Annotated in this window: 11 protein-coding genes; 10 read left to right on the top strand and 1 reads right to left on the bottom strand. The window is 43.9% G+C overall.

Annotation, left to right across the window (positions count from 1 at the left end; all coding sequences use genetic code 11):
* The first annotated feature begins 102 nt into the window (after positions 1–102).
* The 3 genes from ACO1PK_RS05025 (at position 103) to ACO1PK_RS05035 (ending at position 2,502) form a co-directional block, all read left to right on the top strand.
* Positions 103–1,176, top strand: coding sequence for an OmpA family protein (locus ACO1PK_RS05025; protein ID WP_423187576.1), 1,074 nt, complete (start codon positions 103–105; stop codon positions 1,174–1,176).
* 144 nt (positions 1,177–1,320) lie between these two features.
* Entirely contained in the window at positions 1,321–1,665 is a 345-nt protein-coding gene (locus ACO1PK_RS05030; protein ID WP_423187577.1) for a hypothetical protein, read from the top strand.
* Positions 1,666–1,734: 69 nt separating this feature from the next.
* The gene (locus ACO1PK_RS05035) at positions 1,735–2,502 is read left to right on the top strand and encodes a DUF3530 family protein (RefSeq protein ID WP_423187578.1); all 768 of its coding nucleotides are present in this window, start codon (positions 1,735–1,737) and stop codon (positions 2,500–2,502) included.
* On the opposite strand, the gene djlA is transcribed toward ACO1PK_RS05035, so the two are convergent.
* Positions 2,489–3,292, bottom strand: a complete 804-nt coding sequence (djlA, locus tag ACO1PK_RS05040; protein WP_423187579.1) for a co-chaperone DjlA — start codon at positions 3,290–3,292, stop codon at positions 2,489–2,491. The two genes, ACO1PK_RS05035 and djlA, sit on opposite strands and share 14 nt — an antisense overlap.
* A 165-nt stretch (positions 3,293–3,457) precedes the next feature.
* Between djlA and lptD the strand changes: the two genes are divergently transcribed.
* The 7 genes from lptD (at position 3,458) to ACO1PK_RS05075 (ending at position 12,092) form a co-directional block, all read left to right on the top strand.
* Positions 3,458–5,722 carry an LPS assembly protein LptD gene (lptD, locus tag ACO1PK_RS05045; protein WP_423187580.1) on the top strand — a complete coding sequence of 755 codons (2,265 nt, stop codon included), beginning with the start codon at positions 3,458–3,460 and terminating at the stop codon, positions 5,720–5,722.
* Between the two features lie 11 nt (positions 5,723–5,733).
* Positions 5,734–7,023, top strand: a complete 1,290-nt coding sequence (gene surA / locus ACO1PK_RS05050) for a peptidylprolyl isomerase SurA (RefSeq protein WP_423187581.1) — start codon at positions 5,734–5,736, stop codon at positions 7,021–7,023.
* Entirely contained in the window at positions 7,023–8,012 is a 990-nt protein-coding gene (gene pdxA / locus ACO1PK_RS05055; protein WP_423187582.1) for a 4-hydroxythreonine-4-phosphate dehydrogenase PdxA, read from the top strand. Before surA ends, pdxA begins: the two co-directional genes overlap by 1 nt.
* Positions 8,009–8,827 carry a 16S rRNA (adenine(1518)-N(6)/adenine(1519)-N(6))-dimethyltransferase RsmA gene (gene rsmA, locus ACO1PK_RS05060; RefSeq protein WP_423187583.1) on the top strand — a complete coding sequence of 273 codons (819 nt, stop codon included), beginning with the start codon at positions 8,009–8,011 and terminating at the stop codon, positions 8,825–8,827. The genes pdxA and rsmA overlap by 4 nt, the downstream gene beginning before the upstream one ends.
* On the top strand, positions 8,817–9,194 hold the full coding sequence (apaG, locus tag ACO1PK_RS05065) for a Co2+/Mg2+ efflux protein ApaG (protein WP_423187584.1): 378 nt from the start codon (positions 8,817–8,819) through the stop codon (positions 9,192–9,194). The genes rsmA and apaG overlap by 11 nt, the downstream gene beginning before the upstream one ends.
* Positions 9,194–9,991: a symmetrical bis(5'-nucleosyl)-tetraphosphatase gene (locus ACO1PK_RS05070; RefSeq protein WP_423187585.1), complete on the top strand. Its 798-nt coding sequence runs from the start codon at positions 9,194–9,196 to the stop codon at positions 9,989–9,991. Before apaG ends, ACO1PK_RS05070 begins: the two co-directional genes overlap by 1 nt.
* A gap of 91 nt (positions 9,992–10,082) precedes the next feature.
* Positions 10,083–12,092: a methyl-accepting chemotaxis protein gene (locus ACO1PK_RS05075; RefSeq protein WP_423187586.1), complete on the top strand. Its 2,010-nt coding sequence runs from the start codon at positions 10,083–10,085 to the stop codon at positions 12,090–12,092.
* Positions 12,093–12,198 lie beyond the last annotated feature (106 nt).

Consider the following 12,198-nt stretch of genomic DNA (forward strand, 5'->3'; position numbering starts at 1 on the left):
TTAAAAATAATCACTAAAAATTGCTGTAAAATTTATATTACGCGCTAACAATATGGTAAACTATGCCAGTTTGCTACGTTGGATGAATCTAAGGAGAAACGGATGAAACTTAAAGCAACCGCAATAGCAGTTTTAGCTACATTACCACTTTTAAGTGTGCAAGCTTTTGCTAGCGCCCCTTCTGCGCAAGAACTTGAAGGCAAAGTTTTTGGCTCAATCTTTGGCGAAGGCTACTGGAATGACGTGCGTAAAGCTGAGTCAGCTCGTTGGGGCAATCTTGATAATGCGACCGGTTTTGGTTTTGATATCGGTTATCGTATCAATCCAACTTGGGGTGTTCGTGCAGAATACGCACGTCAAAGCTTTGATACATTAACCAATACTGGTGACGTTGATGGCGATCGCTATGGTATTGATGCGATGTACCATTTAGCCAACTCTAACATCTACTTAGTAGGTGGTTGGAAACACTTTGATCAAAAGATCTCTTCTGATGCCCTGAATATCGGTGTTGGTTATCGTCATTTCTTCAATGAAAGCACAGCGTTGTTCATCGAAGGTAACCGCTTCCGTAGCCTAAACAAAGGCAGATGGAATGATGCTAGCATCAAAGCCGGTGTAACTTATGTCTTTGGCGCAACCTCTGCACCAGCCCCTACTCCAGCACCGGCCCCAGCGCCAGCGCCGGCTCCAGTCGTTGTTGATTCAGATGCTGATGGCGTAGTAGATACCCAAGATAAATGTCCAAATACACCTGCTGCACATAAAGTTGATGCGCAAGGTTGTACGGTTTATACCGAAAAGATGGATCGTGTTGGTGATGTAGATATTGAAGTTCGTTTTGCGTTTGACTCAGCGGTTGTTTCTGCTGAAGGTCGTACCGAAGTCAATCAATTAGCCGCCTTTATGAAACGCTTCCCTGAAGCTGTTGTGTTCATTGAAGGTCATGCTTCTAATGTTGGTAGAGCAGAATACAACATGCGTTTATCTGAGCGTCGTGCTAAAGCTATTGCTGATTTATTAACAGCACAAGGTATTGATAGCTCACGTATCACCTCACAAGGTTTTGGTGTAACTCGCCCACGCGTTCAGGGTAATACCCGTGAAGCTCATGCGGCTAACCAGCGTATTGAAGCTAAAGTAACAGCTAAAATCAAAGAGCCTGTATTGCGTTAATTCGCAGTAACCTCTTAGCACAAAGCCGCTTATAAAGCGGCTTTGTTATTTCTACATTACGACACTTTTCTTGCAAATTGCTATTGCCCCACTGCATAATCGCTGCTAATTTTAGTTTGCAGTTAAAGCTTTGGGATCAATTAAATGAATTTATGTAGTCTTCGTCTAATCAGTGCCTGTACCCTTTCTGTTATACCTGCAATTGTATTTGCTAATAATGAACCGGCGTCACCTGCTGAAAACGTTATTCAACTGCAACATTCAGCACATGTTTGCAATGATGAGCAAGAGACGCAACGTTTAGCAGCCAATGATCACTTACGGGAAATGGCTAAAGCACTGGTGGAATTTAAAGCGACTAAGTACTGTTTTATTTTGCAACCTTCTCACTTAGTACAGTTGCTTGAACATCGTGGCAACTATATTAAGTTCAGCTTGGATAACAAAGTCCTCTATACGTTTACTGAGCATTTAGTCAGTCCGCAATAATAGCTTAAGAACCTTGCACTGCCGCCGATAACCTTAGCAGCTTACATAAGGCTCCAGTGGGGAACAGCCATGGCTAAGGCTTTCAGTTCAGTAGTACTACTATATCTATTGTTTAATCAGGCTATCGCCAGTACAAATTGGTCAGACTTACAGCGTCAACTTCCCGAGATGAATGTTAAACAACTCGAGTCTGCTGAACTCTCTTTGCAGTTTTTACGGGAAGAGAGTGCGCGTGCAAATGCTAAAGGGACCGTTGTCATTTTCCCCGATCAGCAACAACATGCTTTAAGCCCTAAACTGCTTAACACTCTGCGCTTACACCTTCCCAACTTGGGTTGGCATTTGTTGATCATGCCAGCACCGGATGCCGTTATGCACACCAGTTCAGACTCCAATAATTCAGAGCAAAAAATACAACAACAAAAGAATCAGTTGATGGCACGTTGGCAACTGCTTAATCAACAAGCTCAATTACAGGCACCCGTGGTGATAATCGCGCAAGGCGAAATAGCGGCATTAATCAACATATTGATAGCAGAGAACTTGGCAGCAAGCCCACAAGCGTTGATAAATTTAGGCGCCTATTTACCTGATTATCAGCAAAACATGCAAATGGTAAAACATTTAGCTGTTACACCTCAGCCTTTACTCGATCTGATTACCGCCCAAGATCATCCCTATGCCATTCGCACCTCTGAGCAACGACTGGTAGCTGCCCGCTTACAAAAAAACCCCCTATACCGACAGCGCTTTTTAAGCGAGGCTTATCTCAATCAACCCAATCAGCAATGGTTGTTAAAAGAAATAATAGGATGGTTAAATACTACTGGCTTTTAGCCCGCTGCTGCTTTACTAGTTCGTAAGCCGCTTGGATATCTTGTGTGCGTCTTTTTGCAACATCAAGCATTGCCGCTGGCACGCCTTGAGCCATCAGTTTATCCGGATGATGCTGCGCCATTAACTTTCGATATGCGCGTTTTAACTCAACATCGGACATCTCGGGTACGCAACCTAACACTTGGTATGCCGCCGCCACAGATTTTGTTTGATCTTGAGCATTTCCTCGATTTTGCTGAAAACGCGATTGAGCTTGGTAAGCCAGTAATAATTGTTCTAGGCTACTTTTAGAGATATTAAGCTCATTAGCCACCTGTAATAACAACTGATATTGCTCCTGCTCAATCTGCCCTTCCACACACGCTATACTGATTTGTATTTCCAAAAAAAGCTGTAACACATCTGGCCGTTTTTTATAGCGTCGATAAAACTCATGAATTTGCGATTGAAAAGGAAAGTTGATGGCCTTGCCATCTCGAAAAGCCGCCTGAGCTTCTTTTTTTTGCTGTACAGTTAACCCTAATTGCTGCATAAAGTGACTGGCTTGTTCAATATGCGCTTTAGTCACCACGCCTTTTGCTTTAGCAATGTGTCCCATAGCAGCAAAGCTGCTGTACATAAACAACGCCTGCTCATCATCTTGCCCAAAAATACTTTGGATGCCTTCCCAATGGCCTAATCTTTGTTTAAACCACTGATCGCAATAATGGCCAATTAATACCCCCAAGAGTAAACCTGGTAGCTTAAATAATGCTAACCCAAATAAGGCTCCAAGAATTTTACCCCACACCTAAGATTCTCCACGTATACAAAATTTGCTTTGTTAAGCTCAACAATTCGCTAAGGTTATGCTCAGCACTATATCGGATTAGCACGAATTCTAAAATTGATTTATCATACCAATCCGGCTCAGCGAATAATGCAGTAGTATCTAATAAAATATGAGTAAGATGGCATGAAACGAGGTTTGAGTTTAACAGGGTTAGTCTGGGCAGCAATGGCCTCAATGCAAGTTCGGGCTGACCAACCCCCTATTCAGACCTGTTATCAACCTATGGCTCTGCCGCAAGCGTTACAGGGTCTGGATACTAGCGATCAACGTGTACGTATCTTATCAGACTATGTTGCACTTGAAGGCAACAAATCGGCAGTGTTCTCTGGGCAAGTCCAAATTTCACATAAAGATACTTTTTTACAAGCCCCTAATGCGCGTTATACTCCAGAACAACAAGATTTAGTCGCAGAAGGTGGCATTGAATATTTTAGCAACGAGCTATACGTTAGCAGTGATTTTTTTAAAGCCAACTTAGCAAACAATACCGCCACCTTGGGGCAGGCAAAATATCAATTTGTCGCTCAAGCAGGCAGGGGAGAAGCGGTTGCCCTCACCGCTTCTGCACAAACACTTCGTTTAGATCAAGCGCTATTTACTACCTGCCCTGAGCAAGACAATAGCTGGGGTTTGCATGCCGAGCAAATTAGCATCGCCGCCAATTCTGGCTGGGGCGAGGCTTATCATGCGGTATTTAAAATCAAAGATATCCCAGTATTTTATTTACCTTACTTAACCTTTCCTGTAAGTGAACAGCGCAAAACGGGCGTGCTGATCCCCCAAGTTGGCAGTTCACAACGGCTTGGGTTAGAGGTTGAAGTGCCCTACTATATCAATCTCGCTGAAAATTATGACCTAACGTTATCACCACGCTATATGAGTAAAAGAGGTACGCAGCTGAAATCACAGTTTCGCTACCTGACAGAACAACATCAAGGCACACTGCAGCTGGAATATTTGCATAATGATAGTGATAAACCTGCAGATTTTGGTAAACGTTATTTGGGACACCTAAGCCATCGCTCTGATTTTAACCCTCGTTGGCGTGGTTACGTTGATTTCACGGGTGTTAGTGATGATGCGTATCTTACTGAGCTGGGTTCTGATTACAACAATCAAAGTGATACTCAGCTATACCGAGAAGCCGGCCTCAGTTATTTTGGCGAACATATAAACTCAAAGCTCAAAATACAAGGTTTTGAGATTCTTGGGAATTATACTCAGGCATATCAAGCTGTCCCTCAACTCAGTCTTGCTTCGGCTAAGCCTGTTACACTGGGCAATAGGCTCCAAGCAAGTTGGTATAGTCAGTTTGCACATTTTCGAAATGATCAGGCGTTTTATACCTCTGCCAACCGCATACACCTTGAACCAACATTACGACTGCCTTTTATCACACCCGCTTTTGAGCTAACCGCTGAAAGTAGTTTACTTTACTCCTATTACAAACAACAAAGCTTAAGTGAACTAACTGACGAACAAGCAGAAATTAGCCGAATTTTGCCTAAGTTCCGCCTGCATGCACGCTTAAACTTAGAGCGAGAATATGACTGGTTTGGCGAGCAGGCCTTACAGACTTTTGAACCGCAAGTACAGTATTTATATATACCCTATCGCGATCAAAGCGAAATTGGACTTTATGATACAACTCGCTTGCAAGACGACTACTATGGTTTATTTAGGCAAAATCGCTTTTCAGGATTAGATAGAATAAACGAAGCGAATCAGTTTACCGTCGGTTGGACCACACGTTTTTATGATAATACCGAAAATGAGTTGTTTCGCTTTAGCTTGGGGCAGATATTCTTTTTAAAAGAGCCAGAGTTCACTGACGATCTTCTAACTCAGGATCTCACCTCCACTGAATCTATGCTTGCCTCTGAAATGGTTTGGCATTGGTACCGACGCTGGTATGTTAGCAGCGCCTTGCAATATGATATTGATAGCAAACAGTTGATTAAAAGTAATGCCAGCATTGACTATCGCGGTGATGAGAATACCTTATTGCAATTGAACCATAGATATACTCGAGCTGTCTCAGGAGTTGAAATACAACAACTCGGGGTGATCGGCGCCATTCCTTTGCAGCAAAACTGGCAACTTATCGGCAGTTACTATCGAGATATTACAAATCATCGTATGATAGATGCCAATGTGGGGCTGCAATACGAATCTTGCTGCTGGGCAGTGCGCTTTGTGGCAAGAAGGCAAGTGCGGGCTGATTTTGAAGTCGCTATTGATAACCTGAATCAGTTGGCCCGTCTGGATAGTGGGTTTAGTTTACAGTTCGTCTTTAAAGGGTTTGGAGATAAAGCCGGATTTGGTGTTTCAGATATGTTGTCGAACGGTATATTCAGTTATCGACGCCCATATTTACTAACTAATTAATGTAGGAACTTATGAAGTTACAACAATTTATTTGTATGATTGTGCTTGGTTTTTCAAGCCTAACCTTGTCAGCCGCAGAGCGCGAAATTGACAGAGTGGCGGCTATTGTCGATAACGGTGTGATCTTACAGAGCGATGTAGATGACATCGTTAATAGAGTAAAACGCAATGCCCAAGCACAAGGACAAACTTTGCCGTCTGATCAAGCGCTACGCACTCAGGCCATTGAACGCTTAATTATCGCCAATTTACAAACGCAAATGGCACAACGTATGGGTCTGCAAATTAGTGATGCCCAACTAGATGAAACAATTCGCAATATCGCACAAAGTGAAAACTTAACGCTGGAACAATTTCGGCAGCGGGTGATTAATGAAGAAGGCAACTATGAGCGCTTTCGCGAAAAGGTACGTGAAGAAATTATTACCAATGAGGTAATGCGCGCCAATGTGCAACGTAGAATTTATATCAGCCCGCAAGAAGTTGAAAACTTATTAAAAGTAATGGAAGAGCAAGGGGCCAGTAGTGAGCAATACAAACTAGGCCATATTTTGATTGCCATTCCAAGCCAAGCCACAACAGAACAAGTTAACGAATCTCGCGAACGAGCAGATCAAGTGATGTCGCTATTAAACAATGGTAGCGATTTTAGACGTATTGCGATTGCCTCTTCTAGTGGCGCAAATGCCTTAGAGGGTGGCGAGCTTGACTGGATGAATATTAATGAAATGCCAACCCTGTTTGCTGAAGGCATCCGCGGACGTAAAAAAGGTGACTTAGTTGGTCCGTTACGCTCAGGCGCAGGCTTCCATATCCTGACCATTTTTGATATTCGTGGCGACAACGTTGCCGAGTTAACTGAAGTCAATGCACGCCATATTCTTATCAAGCCATCCATCATTCTCAGTGAGGAGCGTGCTCAAACGATGCTAACGCAGATGGTCGCGGACTTAAAAGCCGGTACAGCCGATTTTGCCGAACTTGCCAAGCAACACTCTGAAGACCCTGGCTCAAAGTTGAGGGGGGGTGAATTAGGTTGGAATGAAGCAGATGTGTATGTCCCCGCTTTCCGTGATACCTTAAATCGCCTAACAGTGAATGAACTTAGTGAACCGTTCCGTACCGAGCATGGCTGGCATATTGTACAATTGCTGGATCGTCATACTGTCGATGCCACTGCAGATAAAAAACGCGAACAAGTTTACCGCATGATATTTAATCGTCGCTACAATGAAGAGTCAGCGAGCTTTATGCGTGAGTTACGCGACGATGCTTACATTGAAGTATTGGCAGACAATTAATGACGCTGCGTATTGCTATTACCCCAGGCGAGCCAGCAGGGATTGGGCCAGACTTGGTTCTCGCCCTCGCTAAACAAGATTGGCCAGTTGAATTAGTGGTTTGCGCTAATAGCCAGTTAATGCAACAGCGTGCTAAGCAATTAGGCTTATCGATAGAGTTGCTAACCTATCAGCCCGAACGTCCCGCTATACCACAATCCGCAGGGACTCTGACGATACTAGATTTCCCGCTAGCAGAAACAGTAGAAGCAGGCGTTTTGAACGCAGCAAATGGCCGGTATGTTGTAGATACCTTGCATGCTGCGGGTGAGATGGTGCTCAAGGCTGAGGTCGCGGCTATCGTCACCGGGCCTGTGCATAAGGGCATCATTAATCGCGCTGGGATCCCTTTTAGTGGCCATACCGAGTTTTTTGCGCAGCAATCTAATACACCTTATGTTGTTATGATGCTGGCCACTGAAGGGTTGCGTGTTGCCTTAGCGACAACACATATACCTTTAGCGTATGTTGCAAAAGCGATCACTCGCGAGCGGCTAACAAAAGTTATCAGCATTTTAGATCAAGACCTTAAACAAAAATTTGGTATTAAAAATCCTAAGATTTATGTGTGTGGTTTAAATCCTCATGCCGGTGAGGACGGCCATTTAGGGCGTGAAGAACTGGATGTGATCAGTCCAACATTGGAAGAGTTACGCAGCATAGGCATTAATTTGGTAGGACCGCTGCCAGCAGATACCTTGTTTCAGCCAAAATATCTCAATGAAGCCGATGCAGTACTCGCTATGTACCATGACCAAGGCTTACCTGTGTTAAAATATAAAGGCTTTGGTCGTTCGGTAAATATTAGCTTAGGCTTACCGCTCATCCGCACTTCTGTTGACCATGGTACAGCACTTGATCTCGCTGCCACAGGTAAAGCCGATCCTGGCAGCTTGTTTCATGCCGTCAATCAAGCCATTCAACTAGCTCAAAGAACTAAGACGCAATGACTGATAATGTACATCAAGGCCACCGTGCCAGAAAACGCTTTGGACAAAACTTCTTACATGACCCACATGTTATAGGTCGAATTGTTAAAGCTATAGCACCAAAACCAACAGATTGCTTGGTAGAAATAGGCCCTGGTTTAGGCGCCTTAACTGAGCCTGTGGTAGAAGCTGCAGGTAAGTTAACGGTTGTTGAGTTAGATCGTGACTTAGCAGAACGCCTACAACAGCATCCACAACTAGCAGACAAACTCCAAATCTTTCAGGCTGATGCCATGAAGTTTGATTTTACGCAGTTAGTGCAACCTGGCCAAAAACTAAAGGTGTTTGGTAATCTACCTTATAATATATCCACACCTTTGCTATTTCATTTATTTGAATTTGCAGACAGTATCGAAAATATGCATTTTATGCTGCAAAAAGAAGTGGTTGATCGCATGACCGCTGTGCACGGCAGCAAAGCCTTTGGTCGGCTTAGCGTCATGACACAATTTTACTGTCAAGCGCTGCCTGTGGTTCAAGTTGGCCCTGGTGCCTTTAAGCCTGCGCCAAAAGTTGACTCGGCTGTAGTGCGCTTGATCCCCTATCCAAAAGCGCAACGCGCTGCGGTTGACCCCGCGTTCTTAAATAGGGTCTGTTTAGAAGCCTTTAATCAAAGACGTAAAACGCTTCGTAATTGTTTTAGTAACTTTGCTACAGCAGAGCAAATCGCTGCTTTGGGTATTGATCCAACATTACGTCCAGAGCAGTTACCTGTGGCAGATTTTGTGAAAATCGCACAATGGTTAGCAAGTCAGGAAGTTGAAAATGAGCATTGAGCAACAAGTGAGCGTCTCTGTTGATAGTTTTTATCTCGGCGCCCAATCTGAGCCCTCTGAGCAGCGTTATGTGTTTGCCTATTGCGTGAACATTACCAACCACAGTGATCAACAAGTGCAATTGTTAAGTCGTTACTGGCAAATCACCGATGGTAACGGCAAACAAACAGAAGTTCAGGGTGACGGCGTAATAGGTGTCCAACCCTGTTTAGCGCCAGGTGAAACCTATAGTTATACCAGCGGTGCAGTCTTAGAAACACCACTTGGCAGTATGCAAGGCTACTATGAAATGATTGATAAAGATAAACAACCCTTTCGTACAGCGATCCCGTTATTCCGCCTCGCTATGCCAAATATCCTTAACTGATGGCAACCTATGTTATTGGCGATTTGCAAGGCTGTTTTGAACCCTTAACACGCTTATTGCAGTATATCCAATACCAGCCAGCACTTGATAAGCTCTGGTTTTGTGGTGATTTAATCGCCAGAGGGCCAGACTCCTTAGCCTGCTTAGAGTTTGTGAAAAGCTTGGGCGACAACGCTAGGGTGGTGTTGGGCAATCATGATCTTAATTTTATTGCCAGTTATTATGGCTACAGTAAAATTAAGGCTGCAGATAACTTAGCACCACTGCAAAATGCCGCAAATTTACCCGAGTTAATCCACTGGTTATGTCAACAACCGTTAATTCAACAAAGTACCGATCAGACTTTTCTAATGGTGCATGCGGGTATTGCGCCAGAGTGGAGTTTAAACACGGCATTGGCAGCCACCGCTGAAGTAAGTGCGCTGTTACAAACCAATCCACAGAAATTAGCGGCAGTGATGTATGGCAATACCCCAACTCGCTGGCAGGATGCAAAAACTGCAGAAGAACGCTGGCGTTTCACGATCAATGCCTGCACCCGCATGCGCTTTTGTTTCGCAGATGGTTCGCTTGAGTTAGTTACCAAATCTGGTATTTTGGAACAGGCTGAGTTGATACCTTGGTATGAGTTTTGGCGCAATAAAACGCACCCAACCATTTTTTTTGGCCATTGGGCTGCACTTAATGGTTATAGCCCTGTCGCAGGTATTCATGCGCTTGATACAGGTTGTGTCTGGGGCAATAGCTTAACAGCCTATTGCATTGAAACTCAGCAGCGATTCAGTGTCGTTGCCTAAAGAAAAACAATAAGCATCTCGCTTTTTTTGTAAGACAAAAGCATTATACTAGTGACTTGTTTTGCAAGTGCCATCATCTTTTGGAGTTATTATGAAGTTAACCGTTAAGTTAAGAGTGATTGGTGGCTTTGCCATTATCTCTTTACTACTAATCATTATTGGCGCCACCGCTTTTTCACAATTAAACAGTATTAGCGAGTCCACTGCAGAAGTTAATAATGTCTCAATACCCGCTCTTGAAAACAGCGCCATCATGAAAAGCGAATTTGTTTTAATGAGCAAAATCAGCTTACAGGCGCATAGTGCAGAAACGCAGCAACAAATAAATACCTTACAACAACAGTTTAGCAAAGAACAAAACGCTTATCGTGAGGCTGCCGACAAACTAATTCAAGCCGTGCAAGGGGATACGGTATTACGTACTTCCGCACAGCAAGTTAACACCACCTATGATGTCTTTATTCCATTATCTAATCAATTATTCCAACAACTGACCAATAACCTTACCTCACAGAATACTATTGATGCGTTACTGTCTGAATTGGAAGAAACTGCTGATGACATGGCTTCGCTTTTGCTCGACTTTTCAGATCTTAACAACGTTAGAACGCGTTTTCCAAAAGCCTATGCGGCGGCTGCACAAATGGAAACGGGTATAAATAGCCTAATTAGCGCCTTGGTTGATCTTAATCGCACTACAAATGACAACACTGCCGCTACTATTAGTAATGACATTGCTTTCCGCTTACAAGATTTAAATAGCCAATTAAATGTTATGGTTGAGGAAGCTAATTCCGTTAGCATTGCCACTGACTTAGCAGAGAAAATGGCAGCAGTCGCCAGTAAACTCAATGGTAACCAAGGTATCCCTGCTTTGAAGGCACAACTGCTGCAGGGTAAAGCCAGAGCAAACAGCTTATTACAACAAGCTGATGAGCAGACGAGCTTGGCCCTAACGCATTTAGACCAACTATTAGCACAGACTACCCAAGCGGCTGAAACAATTCAGCAATTAAGCAATGATCGCGTTAGCGGTGCCTTAACCGGCATTCTTATCATGATGCCTTTGGCAGTAGGTATTGCTATCTTTATCGCTTTTGGTACAGTCCGGGCCATTGTTAAACCATTAAATAAAATCAATCTGATGCTAGGTGTGGTGGCTTCGGGAGATCTTACCCAACAGTTAGAAGCCAACAGCCAAGATGAGTTTGGTGAGCTTGCTCGCAATATCAATAAAGTTAGCCAAAACTTGCAGACGCTAATCCAAGGGGTGATTTCACGCTCTACCCAGTTAGCTGCGGCATCTGAAGAAACCTCTGCTATTACTATGCAAACTACCCAAGCTATCCGTGAACAAAAATCACAAGTAACGCAAGCCGCCACTGCCACCACCGAAATGAGTAGTACTTCGCACGGTGTCCTGCAAAGCTCGAATGATGCACTGGCCGAAATTAAAAATGCTGACAAAGAAGCAGAGCGTGTTAAAGGGATCTCGGCAGAAAATAAAGCCACTATTATTCAACTGTCGCGAGAAGTGGAGCAAGCCTCTATCGTCATTAATAAACTGCATCAAGACAGCGCCTCTATCGGCAGTATCTTAGATGTTATTCGTGGTATCGCTGAACAAACCAATCTACTGGCGCTTAACGCTGCCATTGAAGCGGCACGCGCAGGTGAACAGGGCCGTGGTTTTGCGGTAGTCGCCGATGAAGTTCGCTCGTTAGCCAGTAAAACGCAAGCGTCTACCCAAGAGATTCAGGCGATGATTCAAGCGCTACAAACCGGCGCGCACGCCGCTGTAGAAGCCATGAACAAAGGTAAAAAACAAGCGGAAGAATGTGTGGTGAAAACCGAAGTGGCTACCGCCGCACTGGATTCCATTCAACATGCGGTGCATTTAGCTCATGATATGAGTGAGCAGATCTCTACTGCCGCAAAAGAACAAAACCAAGTATCCGCTGAGATCAGTAATCTTTTAGAATCCATTGTGGCCATTGCGGAACAAACGGCTTCAGGTGCAGAGCAAACCTCTGAATCTAGCCATGAAGTTGCAAAACTGGCAGATGAATTACGTCGCTCTGTCGATCAGTTCAAGGTATAACCTAGAGTAAAAAGCACAAGGCCAGCTATTTGCTGGCCTTTTTTATCGCGTTGAAAATTGCTTAAAGCGTTAATAATTGCCGTAACCCTTGTTTAGCAAGGGCCAC

This window comes from Alishewanella sp. d11, assembly GCF_049390205.1.
Classification (GTDB): domain Bacteria; phylum Pseudomonadota; class Gammaproteobacteria; order Enterobacterales; family Alteromonadaceae; genus Alishewanella.